Source organism: Faecalibacterium hominis (ex Afrizal et al. 2022) (assembly GCF_049545105.1).
In the GTDB taxonomy this organism is placed as follows: domain Bacteria; phylum Bacillota; class Clostridia; order Oscillospirales; family Ruminococcaceae; genus Faecalibacterium; species Faecalibacterium duncaniae.
The window spans coordinates 1,953,340-1,971,429 of record NZ_CP186860.1 but is presented as its reverse complement, the minus strand read 5'-3'; the positions used below and the strand labels follow the sequence as shown (position 1 = coordinate 1,971,429).

Below are 18,090 nucleotides of genomic sequence, written 5' to 3'. Positions count from 1 at the left end.
ACAACAACCGCCGCCAGTGGCGGATGAAGGGAGTTGTTGTTGGGGCAGCGGCCAACAAGGCACAAGTGCAATACTTTGCACGAAGTGAATGTTGGGAGCCGCAACCCGGACAAGTGGCATTGCGAAGCAATGACGGAGAGGTTTAGCAATGGATAACCTAAAAATAAAGGAGAACATAAAATGCAGAATAACACCTTTTCTGTCGAAGGTCTCTTCGATTTCCTGAACGCCGGTGTCAGCGCCTTCCACTCCACGGCTGCGGCTGTGAAGATCCTGGAAGAGAACGGCTACCAGAACTGCCCCGAGAGCGCAGCCTGGGAGCTGGTGCCCGGCGGCAGATATTACACCACCCGCAACGGCTCTGCCGTGCTGGCATGGCGGATGCCCAAGGGCGAGCTGACCGGCTGGCATGTCACCGCCAGCCACAGCGATTCTCCCACCTGGCGCATCAAGCAGCTGGACGGCGGCAAGGACACGGTCTTTGCCAAGGCGGAGACCGAGGGCTACGGCGGCATGATCATGCCCACCTGGCTGGACCGTCCCCTGAGCGTGGCGGGCCGCATTCTGGTCCGCACGGAGAACGGCATCCGGAGCCTGCTGGTCCACCCCGACCGGGCGCTGGCTGTTATCCCCAACCTCTGCATCCACTTCAGCCATGACCTGAACAACGGCATGAAGTACAACCCTCAGGTGGATCTGCAGCCCATCTTTGGTGAGGCAGGCTCCACCCTGCGGGACGCTCTGGCTGAGGAGGCCGGGGTCAAAGCTGAGGACATCGTGGACGCTGACCTGGTGCTCTGCACCCGTGAAAAGGCCGAGCGCGTGGGCCTGAAGGGCGAATACTTCATGTCCGGCCGCATCGATGACCTGGAATGCGCCTACACCACCCTGTGGGGCTTCCTGCAGGGCCGCGGCGAGGAGGAAGGCCGGGGCGATATGTGGGTCATGTTCGACAACGAGGAGGTGGGCTCCTCCAGCCGGCAGGGCGCACAGGGTACCCTGATGGCCAATGTGCTGGCTCGCATTGAGGAAAAGCTGGGCGTGACCCGGGAGCAGAGCATCCGTGCCTGCACCAACAGCCTGCTGTTGAGCGCCGACAATGGCCACGCCACCCACCCCAACCACCCCGAAAAGAGCGATCCCGCCAATGTGGCGGTCATGGGCGGCGGTGTGCTGCTGAAGTACAATGCCCGCCAGACCTACACCACCAGCGGCTTTACCGGCGCTGCCTTTGCTGAGATCTGCAAAAAGGCCGGTGTGCCGGTGCAGGTGGCCGCAAACCGCGCGGATGTTCCCGGCGGCTCCACGCTGGGCAACCTGCTGGGCCACCAGATCCTGATCCCCATGGTGGATATCGGTCTGGCACAGCTGGCCATGCATTCCGCAATGGAGACCGCCAGCTGCAAGGATGCCGAGTACATGGCAAAGGCCGTGGCCGAGTTCTATAACACGCCCATCTCCCAGCCTGTGGACGGCGAGTGGAAGCTGGGCCTGTGAGCGCTGTGACTGGGCGCTTTGCCCCCAGCCCCAGCGGGCGGCTGCATCTGGGCAATCTGGCCTGCAGCCTGCTGGCCTGGCTCAGCGCCAGAAGTCAGGGCGGGCGCATCGTTCTGCGCATTGAGGATCTGGATGCCGAGCGCTGCCCCCGCAAATATGCCGACGCACTGGAAGAGGACCTGCGCTGGCTGGGCCTTGTCTGGGACGAGGGCGGCAGCAGCGGCGGCCCCAACGGCCCCTATTACCAGAGCGAGTGCGCCGCTATCTACACCGAGAGCTATAACAAACTGGAAGCACAGGGCCTTGTTTACCCCTGTTTCTGCTCCCGTGCCCAGCTCCATGCCGCCAGCGCACCCCACACCTCCGACGGCAATGTGATCTATCCCGGCACCTGCCGGGGGCTGACGACGGAGCAGATTGCCGAAAAGAGCAAAAAGAAAGCCCCGGCCTATCGTCTCATGGTGCCCGATGAGGACATCACCTTCACCGATGGCTGTATGGGTCCCCACACCGAGAACCTGCTCCGCGACTGCGGGGATTTCTACCTCCGCCGCGCTGATGGCGTGTTTGCCTACCAGCTGGCTGTGGTGGTGGACGATGCCCGCATGGGCGTGACGGAGGTGGTGCGGGGCGCGGACCTGCTCTCTTCCACCGCGCGGCAGCTCTATCTTTACCGTCTGCTGGGCCTGCCCGCCCCAAAGTTTGCCCATTGCCCGCTCCTGCTGGCTCCCGATGGCCGCCGCCTGTCCAAACGGGACGGGGACCAGAGCCTGGAAAACCTCCGGGCAAAGTATACGGCACAGGAGATCGTGGGCAGGCTTGCCTTTGCCTATGGTCTCCAACCTGAACCGGCTCCCCGCACCCCGGAAAGCCTGATCCCAGACTTTTCCTGGGACAAGGTGCCCAAGCAGGATATCTACCTGCCGGAAAATCTGTTTTAAGCAAACCCACGATTTTTGCCATGCCTGTGCAAAGATCGTGGGTTTTTTCTTTACAAAAAAAAACAATCTATGGTAGAATATAACTAGAGATTTTGCTGAAACAGAAAGGAGCCTGTTATGCGTAAAATGTTAAAAGCGTCGAGTTTGTTGATTTGTGCAATGCTTTTGTTCAGCGCATGTGCAAGCTCTTTGAATCTGGGACCGGGACCTTTCCGTTCGGAAATGCAGGATGTTTTCGTTCAGCAGACGACACTTACGGTTCCGGCCAGTCACGCCGAGCATGGGGAGGATTATGTCATTGAGTGGCAGGACCCTGTGATGGAAAAGCACGTCCGGAAATGGCTTGACCGCCCGAAGGGAGATATCTATCACAGTGATGTCTGGGATTATCAGCGAGTCTCGATAAATTCCGGAACCGGCGTGAAAGATCTCCTCGTCAAAGATGCACCGGACGGGGTGGACATTGGGGGAAACGTCAGCAGCAATGAGCAGCTGGCAGCCTGCGCAGTCAGCGTAGAGGGAACGTATGATCCGGTGACCTCTCTGGCAGACCTGCGGCATTTTGACAGCTTGCAGGTATTGTCGGTCAATAATAGAAGGGGAGCCCCACCCATTACAGATCTGACAGGTCTGGAGGAATGCAAAAATCTGATGCTTTTGAGTGTGCCCAGTGTGGAGAGCAGCGCATTCCCGACCTTTGCAAAGCTGGATTCTGTGGTAGAGCTGAAGTATGGCAGTGACGGGATCCGGGCGGATTCCAATGTCTCCGACCTTTCGGCGCTGGCGCAGATGAAGTCGCTGAAGATGCTGTGGATCACCGGCAGTGAGGTCGATCTGACCCAGCTGGCCGGAGCTGACTTGCGGGTCCTGAGACTGGACGTGACCCGGATCGGTTCGCTGGAACCGCTGAAGCAGATGGAAAATCTGAGCTTTCTGCAGCTGTGCCAAGGGCCGGAGATCGACAGCTTTGCCCCGCTGGCGGGAAGCAGTGTGCAGTATCTGAGTATGTCTCTCTCTCAGGGTGCACAGGAAGCCTACAAGGACATGGATTATACTCCCCTGACCCAGATGCCGCAGCTGATCTGGCTGGATCTGACCAACAACATCACGTTTGATACGGAAACCTGCAAAAAACTGCTGGCAAACGATACGGCCCTGAAATATCTGAAAATTTCCTATACATCAGCGGCCAAAGATGCCGAAGAGCTGGATACAGCGCACCTGAAAGAGTTCACTGCCCCGGCTCCGTAATGCCCCAAAATGCAAAACACCCATGCCAGCGCCGGCATGGGTGTTTTTCAATGCAGATTCAGAGCCGCTGGGGGATCCGGCTCTCGCTGCGTTCCAGTGCGGTCATGGCCGTATCCAGCGCCATGGCCAGCAGGATGCCCAGCAATACATCAATGCAGCTGTGTTGCTTGAGCAGGACGGTGGACGCAATGATGGACATACACAGTACCGCCGAAGCAGGCCGCATCCAGCGGCGGCCCGGCGTTTCAAAGATGCGGCTGCGGTAGTAGGCCATCATCAGGGTGACGGAGTTGAACACATGGATGGAGGGGCAGACATTGAGGGGCGTGTCGGTGGCATAGAGCATCCGCACGGCCTGAGCAAAGAGGTCGCTGCCGTACACCCGGTAGGGCCGCAGGTCCAGCCCGGTGGGCAGGATGACATAGCAGGCCAGCGCAATGGTCATGCCCGCAAACAGAGGCAGGCAGAGCCGCCAGAAGTCGGCCCGAGGCGCTTTCCACAGCAGGTAGAACAGGGTGAACGGGATCCACAAAAACCACGCAAAGTAGGGCACGATGGCATATTTGCAAAAGGGGATCAGGTCGTCCAGATGGCAGTGCACCAGAACATCGGGCACGGCAATATGGACTTCGAGCCAATGGAACGCCGAAAGGTAAAACAGGAGATAAAACGCCATGAACGAAACGGGATGGCGGGAAAACCAGTTGCGCATGGAACACACTTCCTTTTCTGGAATGGGGGCTGCAGCCCCGCCTAAAGTTCTTTGCAGCGTATGATTATACCGCGCAAAGACGAAGAAAACAAGACAAAAAGCTGACAAAATCGTGAACACATCCGCGCGGAATTTGGTATGCTTTGGGGAAGCGGATGCAGGGGAGAGAAGCTTCTGCCTATTGATACGAGACAGGATGCGGGTTTCCTGCACAAAAAAGGACCTCCCCGCCAAAACTGCAATGGCGGAGAGGGCCGGATATACGGAAACTCAGATCACCTTTTGTTCCATCCACCTGCCGCGGACAAAGCGGACGCAGAAGAACAGCGAGCGCATGGCCCAATCCAGGAACATGCCCATCCAGATGAACAGCAGGCCGCAGTGGAACTTGAGCACCATCAGGTAGCAGAAGGCCACCCGGAATACCCACATGGAGATGACGCTGACCGTCATGGTAAAGGCGGCATCTCCGGCGGCGCGCAGGATGTTGGGCAGGGTGAAGCTGGAGGGCCACAGGATCAGCGATACAGCGTTGAACCAGACCATCAGCTCCAGTGCCATGCCGTAGGCCTCCGGCGAGAGGTTGAACCAGGAGAGCGCCAGCTTGTTCAGGAAGAACAGGCCGGAAAGATTCATCGCCCAGTCCCCGGCGTAGGCGGTCAGGAGCAGCAGGCGGGAATAGCGCTTGGCCTGTGCCTTTTCTCCGGCACCCAGACACTGGCCCACAACGGTCAGCGCGCCGATGCCCACGGCGGAGGCAGGCACGTTCAGGAAGCTGGAGATGTTGCCTGCCACGGCGTTTGCGGCAATGGCGGCGGTGCCCAGCGTGCTGGTCAGGCTGGAGACCGACAGCTTGCCGATCTGGAACATGCCGTTCTCGATGCCGGCGGGAATGCCGACTTTCAGGATGCGCTTGATGAGGTCGAGGTCAGGCTTCAGGTCGGTGAGGTGGTCGATGCGCAGTGCACAGTCCGGCTTCTGCAGCAGGAACATCACGGTGAAGCAGGCAATCATCCGGCTCACGAGGCTGGCGGTGGCCGCACCCATCACGCCCATGCCGAACCTGTAGATCAGGATGGCGTTGCCGCCAATGTTCACCACGTTCATCACCAGGCTGGAAAGCATACTGATCTTGCTGTTGCCCTGGGCGCGGAACAGGGCCGCACCGGCGTTGTACACGCCAATAAAAGGATAGCTCAGGGCCGAGAGCAGAAAATAGGTCTCAGCGTAGCGCATCACATCCGCGTCAATGGAGCCGAAGATGCCCCGCAGGATGGCGTGCCGCCCCACCGCCACGATGACGGCGGTGACCACGCTGAGCGAGATCATAATGAACATGATCTGTGCGGCGCTGGCCTTGGCCCGTTTGGGCTCCCGGTGGCCGATGTACTGGCTGGCGACCACCGCGCCGCCGGTGGCCAGTGCGCTGAGCAGCTGGATCATCAGCACGTTGAAGGAGTCCACCAGGCTCACGCCCGAAACGGCGGCTTCGCCCACCGAGGAGACCATCAGGGTGTCCGCCAGACCGATGGAGATGCTGAGGGCCTGCTCTGCCACCAGCGGCAGGAAAAGTGAAATGAGCTGTTGGCGGTTGAACAGCGGTCTTGATGTGGTCGATGCGTCTGTCATGGTGTCCTCCCTTGGCGCGTGGATTCAAACACACCCATGATAGCGCGGAATGACGTGAAAATCAAGGCGTTGTATCCAACAAACCTGAAAATCAGGCAAACTCTTTGCTGGGGGTCAGGCTGGTGCCGTAATAAACAATGTAGTCGTAGGGGACCTGGGGATTGTACGCGGCCAGATCGCCGTACTTGGCCAGAATGTCGTTCCGCAGGTTCTCCGGGGTGTAGGGCTGCCCGGCGGAAAGGGTGTCGGCGCAGACAGCGTTCCACATGCTCTCGGTAAAGGCGGCGCAGTTGAAGTAGGCCGACCAGTGGTCAGATTTGGCAAGGTTGCGGTTGACCACGTCCAGCTGGCCCTGATCCAGTGAGGTCTGGACAGCATAGATGTTCTGGTAGTAGGAATCGGCCAGATAGCGCTTGTAGTAGCCCTCCAGATTGTACCAGATGCCGGTGTGTTCCCAGCGGTTGCCGCGGGGGCTGAAGGTCATCTCGGTGTCGGGCGCGATCCGCAGGCCGCCCACCTCGATGTCATGGTCCGAAACGTTCCGCACCGAGAGGAAGGAGTGGCCGCTGGAATTGATGGAGGCATCGCCCCGGTCCTCGGCCCGGGCGTAGATGCGCAGCAGGGCCACGGCACCCTCGGCGGGTTCTGCACCGTAGGCCTGCACGGCAGATTTATGGTCGGCCTGTTCAAAATCGTAGGGGCCGCCGGTGCTGGTGGTAAAGCCGACGATGTTGCGGATCTGATCCTCAAGGGGGCTTACATCGGTGATGACACGTTCGTCCTGGGGGGCGGGCGTGGCGGCGGGAGCCTCGGCCAGCGCGGCGGTGCTGCAGAACACGCACAGGGCCAGCGTCAGGCAGAGGGAAAGGGCGCGGAACAGCTTTTTCATGGGGTGACCTCCAAAGAGAAAAAAATTCAGGTCAAGGATAGACGATTTTTGGGGCGCTGTCAAGAAAAAGATGTCTGCCGCCTTTACCCCCGGGGCCGGTTGTGTTAAAATGTAGCTGGCAGCCGTGCCCGGTGGTTTGGGGCATGGGGCCGATCGGAAGGTAAATGAATCTGACCCAGAGAGGGGAACAACCTATGCCAAAAGAAGCACACAAGGTCGTGGTCATCGGGCACCGCAACCCCGATACCGATTCCATCTGCTCCGCCATTGCCTATGCGGAGCTCAAAAACCGCACCAGCACGCTGGTCTGCGAGCCGCGCCGTGCTGGTAAAATGAATCAGGAGACCGAGTTCGTCCTGAAAAAATTCGGTGTCACGCCGCCCCGGATGTGCACCGACGTGAACCCCAAGATCCGGGACGTGGATTACCGCGAGATGCCGGGCATCCCGGGCTCCACCAGCCTGCGCCGCGCATGGAAGATCATGCGCGACCAGCAGATCGACACCCTGTCCATCACCAGCGCGGACAACGAGCTGGAGGGCATCATCACCGTGAAGGATCTTGCCACCGCCAACATGGACGTGTTCGATACCGCGGTGCTGGCCAAGAGCCGTACCTCTTATAAGAACATCCTTGAAACGCTGAACGGCACCATGGTGGTGGGCAATGCCGACGCGGTCTGCACCACCGGCCACATCAAGATCGGCACCGCCACCCCAGAGATGCTGGAAAGCAGCGTGGAAAAGGGGGATATCGTCATTCTGAGCAACCGGTACGAAAGCCAGCTCTGCGCCATTGAAAAGGAAGCCTCCCTGCTCATCATCTGCAATGGGGCCAAGGTGGGCCGCACCATCCAGCGCATTGCCGATGAGACCGGCGTTGCCATTATGACCACCCCCGTGGATACCTACGCGGCGGGCAAGCTCATCAGCCAGTGCGCCCCCATCTCCTATTATATGACCCGGGACAACATCCTCAAATTCACCCTCGTCACCCCTGTGGCCGATGTGCTGCGGGTGATGGCAAAGGTGCGCCACCGCTATTTCCCCATCCTCGATGAGGACGGCAAATACTGCGGCATGGTCAGCCGCCGCAACGTCATTGCCCTGCGCAAGCGGCGCATCATTCTGGTGGACCACAACGAGGCCACCCAGGCCGTGGAGGGCTTTGATCAGGCCGAGATCCTGGAGATCATTGACCACCACCGCATCGGCAGTCTGGAGACCAGCGGGCCGGTCTACTTCCGCAACCAGCCCGTGGGCTGCACCGCCACCATCATCACCCAGATGTACGATGAAAACGGTGTGGACATCCCGCCCCAGATCGCGGGCCTGCTGCTGGCGGCCATCCTTTCGGATACGCTGGCCTTCCGCAGCCCCACCTGCACCCCCGTGGATGAAAACAACGCCAAACGTCTGGCCAAGATCGCAGGTGTGGACATCGAAGAGTTTTCCACCGAAATGTTCGAGGCCGGTGAAAAACTGGACGGCAAGACCCCCGAAGAGGTCTTTTTGCAGGACTTCAAGGTGTTCATGTGCGGCGATATCCGCTTTGGCGTGGCGCAGGGCAGCTACATGACCCGCAAAAACCTGCAGGCCGCCCAGGCGCTGCTCCAGCCCTATCTGGAGGAAGCCCGCAACAAGCAGAACGTGGAGGACCTCTACATGCTGCTGACCGATGTGCCCAAGGAGGAGAGCGTGGTCATCTGCACCGGCCGCTACGCCGCCGAGGTGTTGAGCAACGGCTTTGAGAGCCGGCCCGCCGCCGACGGCAGCTGGACGCTGCCCGGCGTGGTCAGCCGCAAAAAGCAGTTCATCCCCGCCATGATGAGCGCCTATCAGGAGCTGTAACTCCCCGATACAAAACACGAAGCCCCCGGAACCCTGCATGTTCCGGGGGCTGTTGTGTTTTGTAAGGGAGCGTCAGGCTGCGACTTTTAAGGGAGAGTTATCAGTCCAGATGGTGCCATCCAAAAGCTTTGTTACGGCCAGTGTGCCGTTCACGCTGACCCGCGCGGGGTCCAGCGCATAGAAATCGCTCTCCCGCAGGTTTTCGGGGTCTGCCGTGGGGGAGATGCCCACCACGCACACCCAGTGTCCGTAGGTGCTGCTGGTGGCGATGTGGGGGTAGTTGACCTCTTTCCAGCCGGAGCCGGAGAGGTGGTATTCATAGCTCGTCACGCGGTTGGTGTGCTTGGACACGCCGCTGACAGCGGTGTTTTTCAGATGTACGATGACGGGCCGCCCGGCCTGAAGCTCTTCATACAGGCGGGAAAGGCAGCCGGAAAGGGAGCCGCTGTAAGCGTAGTAACCGGCGGCAGACCATACCGCGCCGTTCGACCACATTCCGCTGCCTGAGCAGGGCTTGCCATCCAGAATGGTGCGGGCGTAGCGCAGGGCGTACCAGCTGCACCGGCCCGAGGTCTGGTTGCCGATGGAGACGATCTGCTGGCTGTCGAAGGACAGCAGCGTGATGCCGTTCACATCCTGCAATTGTGCCGCCGCAGCCTTTGGCGCGGCCAGAAAGCTCAGGCACAGCAGAACTGCTGCCATGAAAACGCGCACCGGAGCGCGCAGGGAACCATGCTGCATGGGGCAAACTCCTTTTCCTTGTTCAGGAACGGCACCCGGCGGTTCCCATTGCTTTAAGTTTAGCACCAAATCGTGGTAGAATTGTGTAAACGCCGGAAATATTTTCCGGTTTTTGCCCCGGGCATGGCAAAGGATCTTTGCGAAGATTCGTTCTGGAAAAAACAACAAAAGCAGGAGAAAATGTTTGGTGAAGCTGGCAATTGACAAAAGCAACATTCGTTGGATAAAATAAAGCCAGAAGGGGCCCTGTTTCAAAATGGAAAGGCACCCTGCATATGATGAAAAACACAACAAAACGACTGGAGGTCCCGACATGAAAATGCTGAAAAAACTGGCCGCTTTGATTCTGGCGGCGACCATGGTACTTGTTCTGTTCACCGCCTGCGGCGGTGATGGCGGCAGCACCGGCACCAGAGAGCCGGAAAAAGAAAAAGTTGCATTCGATGCCATCGTTGGTGATAATCGTGTGGCCGCTACTGCAAAGGTCAATGATCCGCAGCTGCAGGCTGTGGCTGAGAAGCACCTGAACGAAGATCTGCAGGCACAGATCGATTTCTTTGGTGCAAAGTTCTTTGGCAAAGTTCACGTGGAAGGCAAAGAGGAAGAGTATCTGACCATTACCGTGACGACAAAATACGATTACGGGTCTTTCTTGACGAAAATCCTGAAGGCAGTTGAGAGCGAGATCAATAGAGAGGTCGGCACCAACGTCAAAGTGGATGGCAATGGCAGCTGGACTAAGCTGGGTGTCGTGGTCAAGAGCGACAATAGCCATAGCTACATGGCAGTGGCATTCCAGATCAGAAACCCCAAATACAAGAAGTAAATTAAATCTGTCTTACCCCCGGAGCGTGGCTGAAAAGCCGCCCTCCGGGGCTTTTTGTATTTGTGGCAAAATCCTTCTGATTGTGGTACAATAAAAGATAGATTTTATCGAAAGAAAGGAACCTTTGGATGCAGCTGTTTGAACTGGTCAGCCCGCGGCTGTTCCGCCCGCTGGCGGGGCCCAACCGGGCGTTTTATGCGGAGCTGCTGCTCCTGCTGTGGGAGGAGTGCCGCCACACGGCGGATTACTCCATCTCCCGGGCAGAAGCGGTGAGCCGGGCCGAGGATTACTTTGCGGCACTGGCAAAGCCGCTGGCACTGGATGCCGATGACGCGGGCGATGAAGCCGAACAGCCCACCCGGGATCCCCATACCCTTGCGCTGGGCTTTCTGCTCCGCCTGCGCCGCACCGGCTGGCTGGAAGAGCAGCCCGGCAGCTATGAGGAAGAGCCTGCCCTTGCCTTTGTGCCCGAGGTGGCCCCTCTGCTGGAAGCGCTGGAAGAGATCCTGAACCCGCGCGTTGTCACCTACACTGGCAAGCTGTACAAGGCCTGGCAGCTGCTGCAGAACATCGGGGAGGAAAAGAGCCCCTATGAGAATGTTCTGCGGGAGGTGGCCTCCGATCTGGAAGCACTGAACAAGTCCCTGCGGGCGCTGAACGCATCCATCGGGCATTATATCGACCGGCTTACCCGCAACCGCACCCCGCAGGAGGTGCTGGAGCTCTTCGACCAGTACGAGGAAAAGGTGGTGGCCGCCGCTTACCACCGCTTCAAGACCAGCGATAACCTGTTCAACTACCGCGCTTATCTGGAAGAGGAGCTGGACGACTGCGAGGCAGAATACCTGCCCCGGCTGGCGCTGGATTACGCCCGGGTGGAGCGCTGTGCCCCCGGCGAAGCCGCCCCTGCCGTGCGTGCCCTCATCCAGAAACTGCGGGATTCGCTGGAAGAGATGAGCACCCTGATGCGCCAGATCGACCAGAGCCACATCCGCTACCGCAAGCGGGCTGTGCAGCGGGCTCAATTCCTGCTGCTGAGCGACCGCTCCTCGCAGGGCAGTGTCACCGCCCTGCTCCGCCGCTATGCCGAGGAGATCAAAACGCCCGACCAGCTGTTCGCGCCGGATGACGGCCCGGTGGCAAAGCACCTGCACCTCTACCCGGCGGCGGTGTTCGGGGCAAAGCCCCTCTACCCGCCCGCCGCGCCCCGCAGCGAAACGCCGCTGGCCCCGGTGCGGCAGGCCGGGCTGGATGCGGAGCAGCTGCGCAAAGAACAGCAGCTGCTGCTGGATTACGCCCGGATGGCCGTGACTGAGGAGAACGTGGGCCTGCTGGCAAAACAGGCCCTTGCCGCCCGCAGTGCGGTGGCCGCCTCCACGCTGGCGGAGGAATACCCCCGCGATTTTGCCCGCATCATCGGCCTGCACACCTACTCGCAGTCGCCGCGCCGGGCTTACGATATCACCCTTACCGGAAACTGGGTCGAACGGGGCGGCTTCCGGTTTGAAGAGTTTATTCTGACACCCCGCAGGGAGGACGCTGACCATGGCCGAACCGAATAAAATGCTGGAAGAGACCGCAAACTATCTGCTCAACCACTGCTTTGTGCTGGGCGGCGTGGAGGATCAGCGGGCAAAATACCTCTATGTGCAGGATCATCTGCCCGAGGTGCGGGCCGTGTTCGCGCCGCTGGGCTATGCGGTAACGCTTTACCCGGCTCCGCTGCAGGCGGCGGCGCTGGTCAACGAGCATGAGGGCAGTCAGGCCCGGCTGCTGAAATACGAGAGCATCCTGCTGCTGGTGCTCCGCCTGCTCTACCTGCAAAAGCGGGAGAGCCTTGCCGCCAGCGCCGATCAGGTGCTGGTCACGGTGGAAGAGGTGCAGACAGAGCTGCAGAAGATGAACCTGCCCCGGCGGCTGGACCAGCGCACGCTGGAGGAGCTGATGCGCACCCTGCGCAGGTATAATCTGGCCCGCCCGGTGGGGCGGCTGACCGGTCTGGACAGCCGCATCGAGGTGTTCCCCACTGTGCTGCTGGCTCTGCCGGACGCAGACCTTGCCGATGCCGCCGCCGAGAGCAGCCGCACCCGGGAGGAACTGGCCCTCTACGAGCGGCCTGACGGAGATGCCAGCGGGGAGGAAGAAGAATGATCGAATTAAAGCGCCTGAAGCTTATCAACTGGCACAACTTTGAAAATGTCACCTTCGATTGTGCCCGTCTGACCTATATGATCGGTGTCAACGCGGTGGGCAAGACCACCATTCTGGATGCCATCCGCTACTGCCTGACCACCAACCGCAATTTCAATGCCCTGGGCAATAAAAAGAGCGGCCGCACCCTGCAGGGCTCTGTCCACGCCAAGCAGCGCGGCGAGAACGCCTACCGCCGCCCGGGCCGCACGGTGGCATACATCGGTGCAGAGTTCTGGGATACCGTCAAGCGGACAAACTTTGTCATCGCTGTCCGGGTGGAATCCGAGGGCCCCATGCAGGAGCTTCACCCCGGCGACCAGACCTGGTACATCTCCGAGGACGGCATCACGCTGGAAAAGCTGCCCTTCCTTGATCCGCACACCGGTGCCCCCAGCGCCAAGGAGGACTTCAAGCCCGCCGTGGGCCGCCTGTCCTACACCCGCAGCCCCAGCGAGGCCCGAGACCGCATCTGCCGCGCCCTGGGCATTGGCCGCGCGTCCAGCCCGCTGGGCAAAAAGTTCAACGAAGTGTTCCAGATGGGCACCAGCATGGACGAAATCCCCAACTTCCGGGAGTTCCTGTACCAGTACATCCTGCCCCAGCCTGAGCTGGATCTGGAAGCGCTGCAGGGTGACCGGGTGGAGCTGGAAAACCTCCACGCCGTTCTGGCCGAGGCCCAGACCCGTGCCGCCGCGCTGGAACAGATCGTGGCGTATGGCCGGGAAGCTGCTGCCAAAGAAACGGATGCCCTTGTCAACCGGGGTGCGGCCCTGCTGGCCCGCGCCGAAGCGGATGCCGGTGAGGATGCCTCCTGGCAGAGCCATCTGGATGCAGGCCGCCGCCAGCTGGCCGACCTGAACGCAAAATACGAAGCCGCCAAGAACGCCGAAGCCGAAGCCCGCCGGGCCTATCTGGCGGCCCACGGTGCGGCCGGTGACAGCGGCGCGGGCCGGGCGCTGGATGCCCTGACCGAGGAGCTGGCCCGGAAAAAGAGCGCGCTGGATGCAGCGGCCCGGACAAGGAACGGTCTGGAAGCGACTGCAGATACCATCACCGGCCTGCTGACTCAGCTGAACCGCAGCGGCTTTGCGGTGGAGAAGGAGCTCTGGCCCCAGCGCCTGACGGCGGAACATCTCCCCGCCCTGACCGAGGCGCTGGCCCGCATCGAAAAGCCGCTGGAAGAGCAGTATTTCGCTGCCCGGCAGGCTTCGGCGGATCTGGCAAAAGAGCAGGAAGGCCTGCGGGCCGAGCTGAACGCCGTGTCCGGCGGCAAGTGGGTCTACCCCCACGGCGATGCCGCCACCAAAGTGCGGGATGCCGTGAATGCCGAGCTGAAAAGCCGCGGCATGACAGCGGATGCAAAGATCTTCTGTGAGCTGCTGACCGTGGCCGATGAGAGCTGGCAGGACTGTGTGGAAGCCTGCCTGGGTGACCGCCGGTTCGATATCCTTGTGCCGCCTGCCCATTATGCCGCCGCCAAGAGCGCCTTTGTGGCGCTGGGCGACCGGGTGGGGCCCATCAGCCTGCTGGATACCCCGGGCATCCGCAAGGCGGACCGCCATGCAGAGACAGCCCCCGCCGACAGCCTTGCCGCCCAGGTCACCAGCGAAAACCCGCTGGCCGCACAGTATGCGGATACCATCCTGCGCCGCATCGTCTGCTGCGACACCCCCGACACGCTGGAGCATTTCCCCGACAGCGCCACCCGGGACCTGCTGCGCCACCATCCCTTCCGGCTGGAACGCCTGCGCAGGCCCCAGCGCTATATCGGCCTGGATGCCCGCAGGGAGCGTGCTGACGCGCTGGAAGCACAGCTTGCCGCCCAGGCCGACCGCTGCCGCGAAGCCGCCCAGACCGAAAAGACCCTGAAATCTGCTTACGACCAGTACCAGAACGTCCTGCGGGGCCATGCGCTGGAACAGCTGGCTGAACTCTGGGCCAGCCGGGCCGCGCTGGATGCTGCCCGTGCCGACTACGCCGCGCAGGAGCAGAAGCTGGCGGACTGCCGCGAGAACCCCATGCTGCAGCAGCTCTACCGCGAGGAAGAAGCCCGGGAAGCTGCGTGGGAGACCGCCCGCAAGGCCGTGGAGCAGGTGGGCGGCGATATCCGCGTCTGCGAAAAGCAGATCGCATCCTGTGAGGCGGAGCAGGGCAAGGCGGTGGAGACTGCTGCACAGAGCAGGGAGGCGGCAGAGGCATTCTTTGCACAGCACCCGCTGCTGGAGCCTCTGGCACAGGAACGCAAAAAGGGCCTGATGACGGGCGGGCGCACGGCCCGTGCCGCCGCACAGACTGCCGAAAAGGCACAGACCAGGCTGGACGATACCCTGCGATCTTATCTCACTTCCACGCTGGAACCCGCCCAGAGGGATTACAACGAGCACTATGTCTGCGATTATCCGCTGGGTCTGGCCGGGGTGGAGCAGTACCGCGCCCAGCACGACAGTCTTGTGCGCATCGACTTGGAACGCTACGCCGCCCGTTTGGAACAGGCACAGCGGGACTGCAAGGACCGCTTCCGCAAGGATATCCTCTTCCGGATGAAGGATGATATCTTCAACGCCCGCCGCCAGTTCCGGGAGCTGAACAAGGTGATGGAGCAGCTGACCTACGGCGAGGAAGTCTACCGCTTTGAGCTGGAACCCAGCCGTGACCCCCAGCTGGCCGCCTTCTATCAGGTCATTGTGGACAAGGGCAACCAGCAGATGACCGACGGCGACTCGCTGGACAACCTTGCCGCCACCGCCGACCCCGTCTACGAGCGGCAGGTGGACGCGCTGATGGAAAAGATCATGGCTGATGTGGACGAGAACACCCGGGCCCGGCAGGAGGGCCGCACCACCTCCGGTGCCACCCTCTCGGATTATGTGGACTACCGCACCTATCTGGACTATGACATCAAGGTGACCAACACTGTCTCGGGCCAGCAGGCCTATCTTTCCCGCGTCAGCCGCGATTCCTCCGGCGGCGAGAATCAGGCTCCCTTCTATGTGGCCATCTGCGCCAGCCTGCTGCAGATCTACCAGAAGAGCGAGAACAGCATCCGCCTTGTCCTGCTGGACGAGGCCTTCAGCAAGATGACCAGTGACCGCATCCGCCCCATGATGGAGCTGTTCCGCCGCCTGCAGCTGCAGGTGCTGCTCATCTCCACCGTGGAAAAGAGCACGGCCATCCAGCCCTACTGCGACATTACCTATTCCATCGTGCGCCACGGCGATGCCAACGCCATTGCGCCGTTCTACCGGGCCGGCACCCTTGCCGATGCCCCGGAAAAGGAGACTGAATATGAATAACACCCTTGCAAACATCTGGCTCTTTGCCACCCACTGGACCAAGCTGGATGCCTTTGATACCGAGGAAGAGCTCAACGATGAGCTGGAGCTGCTTCAGCGCCAGAGCCTGCCCACCAAAGTCCGTCAGGTCACGGACAAGGAAGGCAGGGAACAGTTCCTCCTTTACGTCAAACAGGCCGACCGCGATTACGCCCGCTACTGCACCGGCTGGCGGCCCGGCGGAATGATGTGAGCCACCCCTGCAAAAAGGAGAATCCATGTCAAAAAAGAAAATCCAACTTTCGGATCACTTTGATTATTCCCGGCTGATCCGTTTTGTGCTGCCCTGCATCGGCACCATGCTGTTTACCTCCATTTACGGCATCGTGGACGGCCTGTGCGTCTCAAACTTTGTGGGCAAAACGGCCTTTGCGGCAGTCAACCTCATCATGCCCGTGCCCATGCTGGTGGGTACCGTGGGCTTTATGCTGGGCACCGGCGGCAGCGCCATTGTGGGCATCACGCTGGGCGAGGGCGATAAAGCCCGTGCCGACCGCTACTTCAGCCTGTTCATGTCAACGGCGCTGATCGCCGGCATCGTGCTGTCCGTGCTGGGGATGCTGCTGCTCCGGCCGGTGGCCCTGATGCTGGGTGCCGAAGGCGAGATGCTGGACTACGCCCTGCGCTATGGCCGGGTGCTGATGCTCAGCCTGCCCACCTTTATCCTGCAGAATATGTTCCAGAGCTTTTTTGTCACCGCCGAAAAGCCGCATCTGGGCTTTTACTTCACGGTGGGCGCGGGCTGCACCAACATGGTGCTGGACGTGCTGCTGGTGGGTATCCTGCACTGGAGCGTGGAGGGTGCCGCCATTGCCACCATGCTCAGCCAGGTGGTGGGCGGCCTGCTGCCGGTGTTCTACTTCCTCAACCGGAAAAACACCAGCCTGCTCCACCTCTGCCGCCCGCAGTTTGAGGGCGGTGTGCTGCTGAAAGCCTGTGTGAACGGCTCCTCTGAGCTGATGACCAACCTTTCCATGTCGCTGGTGAACATCCTGTACAACTACCAGCTGCTCCGCTTTGCGGGCGAGGATGGCGTGGCCGCTTATGGTGTGATCATGTACGCGTCCTTCCTGTTCGTGGCGGTGTTTGTGGGCTATGCCGTGGGCAGTGCGCCCATCGTCAGCTACCACTACGGTGCCAATAACCGCAAAGAGGTCAACAACCTCTACCGCAAGAGCCTGAAGCTCATCGGTGTGGTTGCAGTGGGAATGACCATCGGCTCCATGTTCATCATCCCCCATGTGGCCCGCTTCTTTGTAGGCTATGATGAAAACCTGCTCATTCTGACCACCCGGGCCTTCCGGCTCTATGGCCTGAGCTTCCTTATTATGGGGTTCAACGTCTATGCGTCCTCCTTCTTCACGGCGCTGGGCGACGGTGTGACCAGTGCGCTCATCTCGTTCCTGCGCACCCTGCTGTTCCAGGTGGCGGCGGTTCTGCTGCTGCCGCTCCTGCTGGGCATTGACGGCATCTGGCTGGCCGTGACAGCCGCCGAGCTGGCCGCTTTGCTGGTCAGCATCGGCCTGTTCATCACCAGAGACCAGCAGTTCCATTACCGCAAGGCGGAATAACCGCAAACAAAGAAAGGACCCTCGGCGGGTCCTTTCTTTGTTCAGAATGTAAACTCCACGAATTCGCAGTTTTTGATGCCTGCCGCCGCGTACTCCTCGTTGGTCATATCGTAAAAATAGGACTGCACCACCCGGGCAATGCCGTTGTGGGCCACCAGCAGGTAGGTCTTGTCGGTGTCGGCCCGGAGCTCGTCCAGCAGGTTGTAGATGCGCTGGGCCAGCTGCATCATGCTCTCGCCGCCGGAGTAGCGGTCGGCAAAGTGGGTCTTGGAGATACGGAACTCTTCGCCGTCCCGGGGCGTGCCCTCGTAGCGGCCAAAGCACTGCTCCCGGAGCCGGGGCTCACACCGGGCAGGAATGCCGGTTGCTTCTGCAATGGCCCGGGCGGTGTCGGTGGCGCGGGACAGGGGAGAGTACAGGATCTCATCGATGCGGAGACCGCTGGCCCGGAGTTTTTCGCCCAGCTCCCGGGCCTGGGCACGGCCTTTTTCGGTCAGGGGGCTGTCGGTCATGCCGCAGATCTTGTTTTCCACGTTCCACACGGTCTCGCCGTGGCGGGTGAAATAGACCTTGTGCGCCGCTTTGGCCAGCCTGTGATCCCGCAGGGTGACGGTGCTGCCCTCGTTGATGTCCAGCCGGGTCAGCTCGGCATCCGGGT

The 18,090-nt window shown here is 60.7% G+C and carries 15 protein-coding genes; 10 read left to right on the top strand and 5 right to left on the bottom strand.

The window, feature by feature from the left end; translation table 11 throughout:
• Positions 1-180: 180 nt before the first annotated feature.
• The 3 genes from ACKXGA_RS09585 (at position 181) to ACKXGA_RS09575 (ending at position 3,689) form a co-directional block, all read left to right on the top strand.
• A complete protein-coding gene (locus ACKXGA_RS09585; RefSeq protein ID WP_253494272.1) occupies positions 181-1,497 on the top strand; it encodes a M18 family aminopeptidase in 1,317 nt (438 codons plus the stop codon).
• On the top strand, positions 1,494-2,438 hold the full coding sequence (gene gluQRS, locus ACKXGA_RS09580; protein ID WP_423729379.1) for a tRNA glutamyl-Q(34) synthetase GluQRS: 945 nt from the start codon (positions 1,494-1,496) through the stop codon (positions 2,436-2,438). Before ACKXGA_RS09585 ends, gluQRS begins: the two co-directional genes overlap by 4 nt.
• Positions 2,439-2,660: 222 nt before the next feature.
• Positions 2,661-3,689: a leucine-rich repeat domain-containing protein gene (locus ACKXGA_RS09575; protein ID WP_215697496.1), complete on the top strand. Its 1,029-nt coding sequence runs from the start codon at positions 2,661-2,663 to the stop codon at positions 3,687-3,689.
• 58 nt (positions 3,690-3,747) lie between these two features.
• Here the strand turns inward: ACKXGA_RS09575 and ACKXGA_RS09570 are convergent, their stop codons facing one another.
• The 3 genes from ACKXGA_RS09570 to ACKXGA_RS09560 form a co-directional block, all read right to left on the bottom strand.
• On the bottom strand, positions 3,748-4,401 hold the full coding sequence (locus ACKXGA_RS09570) for a hypothetical protein (protein ID WP_423729378.1): 654 nt from the start codon (positions 4,399-4,401) through the stop codon (positions 3,748-3,750).
• A 270-nt stretch (positions 4,402-4,671) separates the two neighbouring features.
• Complete coding sequence (locus tag ACKXGA_RS09565; protein ID WP_317332050.1) at positions 4,672-6,030, bottom strand: MATE family efflux transporter; 1,359 nt, start codon at positions 6,028-6,030, stop codon at positions 4,672-4,674.
• A gap of 91 nt (positions 6,031-6,121) precedes the next feature.
• Complete coding sequence (locus tag ACKXGA_RS09560) at positions 6,122-6,919, bottom strand: hypothetical protein (protein WP_423729377.1); 798 nt, start codon at positions 6,917-6,919, stop codon at positions 6,122-6,124.
• A gap of 194 nt (positions 6,920-7,113) precedes the next feature.
• Here ACKXGA_RS09560 and ACKXGA_RS09555 point away from each other — a divergent pair, with 194 nt between their 5' ends.
• A complete protein-coding gene (locus ACKXGA_RS09555; RefSeq protein ID WP_249259590.1) occupies positions 7,114-8,769 on the top strand; it encodes a putative manganese-dependent inorganic diphosphatase in 1,656 nt (551 codons plus the stop codon).
• A gap of 72 nt (positions 8,770-8,841) precedes the next feature.
• Here the strand turns inward: ACKXGA_RS09555 and ACKXGA_RS09550 are convergent, their stop codons facing one another.
• Complete coding sequence (locus ACKXGA_RS09550) at positions 8,842-9,510, bottom strand: hypothetical protein (protein ID WP_097769923.1); 669 nt, start codon at positions 9,508-9,510, stop codon at positions 8,842-8,844.
• Between the two features lie 313 nt (positions 9,511-9,823).
• Between ACKXGA_RS09550 and ACKXGA_RS09545 the strand changes: the two genes are divergently transcribed.
• The 6 genes from ACKXGA_RS09545 to ACKXGA_RS09520 all read left to right on the top strand — a co-directional run bounded on the left by ACKXGA_RS09545 (position 9,824) and on the right by ACKXGA_RS09520 (position 17,432).
• Positions 9,824-10,336 carry a hypothetical protein gene (locus ACKXGA_RS09545; RefSeq protein ID WP_423729376.1) on the top strand — a complete coding sequence of 171 codons (513 nt, stop codon included), beginning with the start codon at positions 9,824-9,826 and terminating at the stop codon, positions 10,334-10,336.
• A gap of 128 nt (positions 10,337-10,464) precedes the next feature.
• A complete protein-coding gene (locus ACKXGA_RS09540; protein WP_423729375.1) occupies positions 10,465-11,898 on the top strand; it encodes a Wadjet anti-phage system protein JetA family protein in 1,434 nt (477 codons plus the stop codon).
• The gene (locus ACKXGA_RS09535; protein ID WP_005929221.1) at positions 11,882-12,487 is read left to right on the top strand and encodes a DUF4194 domain-containing protein; all 606 of its coding nucleotides are present in this window, start codon (positions 11,882-11,884) and stop codon (positions 12,485-12,487) included. Before ACKXGA_RS09540 ends, ACKXGA_RS09535 begins: the two co-directional genes overlap by 17 nt.
• Entirely contained in the window at positions 12,484-15,822 is a 3,339-nt protein-coding gene (locus tag ACKXGA_RS09530) for an ATP-binding protein (protein WP_423729374.1), read from the top strand. Before ACKXGA_RS09535 ends, ACKXGA_RS09530 begins: the two co-directional genes overlap by 4 nt.
• Positions 15,815-16,054 (top strand): hypothetical protein, encoded by a 240-nt coding sequence (locus tag ACKXGA_RS09525; protein WP_005929223.1) that lies wholly within the window; start codon positions 15,815-15,817, stop codon positions 16,052-16,054. The genes ACKXGA_RS09530 and ACKXGA_RS09525 overlap by 8 nt, the downstream gene beginning before the upstream one ends.
• A gap of 25 nt (positions 16,055-16,079) precedes the next feature.
• Positions 16,080-17,432 (top strand): MATE family efflux transporter, encoded by a 1,353-nt coding sequence (locus ACKXGA_RS09520; protein WP_423729373.1) that lies wholly within the window; start codon positions 16,080-16,082, stop codon positions 17,430-17,432.
• Positions 17,433-17,473: 41 nt separating this feature from the next.
• On the opposite strand, the gene ACKXGA_RS09515 is transcribed toward ACKXGA_RS09520, so the two are convergent.
• On the bottom strand, positions 17,474-18,022 hold the full coding sequence (locus ACKXGA_RS09515; RefSeq protein WP_423730399.1) for a histidine phosphatase family protein: 549 nt from the start codon (positions 18,020-18,022) through the stop codon (positions 17,474-17,476).
• Between the last annotated feature and the right edge of the window lie 68 nt (positions 18,023-18,090).

Coding starts and splice junctions, on each gene's coding strand:
- ACKXGA_RS09570 (WP_423729378.1), bottom strand. CDS start 4,401: ATGCGCAACTGGTTTTCCCGCCATCCCGTTTCGTTCATGGCGTTTTAT.
- ACKXGA_RS09525 (WP_005929223.1), top strand. CDS start 15,815: ATGAATAACACCCTTGCAAACATCTGGCTCTTTGCCACCCACTGGACC.
- ACKXGA_RS09555 (WP_249259590.1), top strand. CDS start 7,114: ATGCCAAAAGAAGCACACAAGGTCGTGGTCATCGGGCACCGCAACCCC.
- ACKXGA_RS09545 (WP_423729376.1), top strand. CDS start 9,824: ATGAAAATGCTGAAAAAACTGGCCGCTTTGATTCTGGCGGCGACCATG.
- ACKXGA_RS09535 (WP_005929221.1), top strand. CDS start 11,882: ATGGCCGAACCGAATAAAATGCTGGAAGAGACCGCAAACTATCTGCTC.
- ACKXGA_RS09575 (WP_215697496.1), top strand. CDS start 2,661: ATGCAGGATGTTTTCGTTCAGCAGACGACACTTACGGTTCCGGCCAGT.
- ACKXGA_RS09565 (WP_317332050.1), bottom strand. CDS start 6,030: ATGACAGACGCATCGACCACATCAAGACCGCTGTTCAACCGCCAACAG.
- ACKXGA_RS09560 (WP_423729377.1), bottom strand. CDS start 6,919: ATGAAAAAGCTGTTCCGCGCCCTTTCCCTCTGCCTGACGCTGGCCCTG.
- ACKXGA_RS09540 (WP_423729375.1), top strand. CDS start 10,465: ATGCAGCTGTTTGAACTGGTCAGCCCGCGGCTGTTCCGCCCGCTGGCG.
- ACKXGA_RS09530 (WP_423729374.1), top strand. CDS start 12,484: ATGATCGAATTAAAGCGCCTGAAGCTTATCAACTGGCACAACTTTGAA.
- ACKXGA_RS09585 (WP_253494272.1), top strand. CDS start 181: ATGCAGAATAACACCTTTTCTGTCGAAGGTCTCTTCGATTTCCTGAAC.
- ACKXGA_RS09550 (WP_097769923.1), bottom strand. CDS start 9,510: ATGCAGCATGGTTCCCTGCGCGCTCCGGTGCGCGTTTTCATGGCAGCA.
- ACKXGA_RS09520 (WP_423729373.1), top strand. CDS start 16,080: ATGTCAAAAAAGAAAATCCAACTTTCGGATCACTTTGATTATTCCCGG.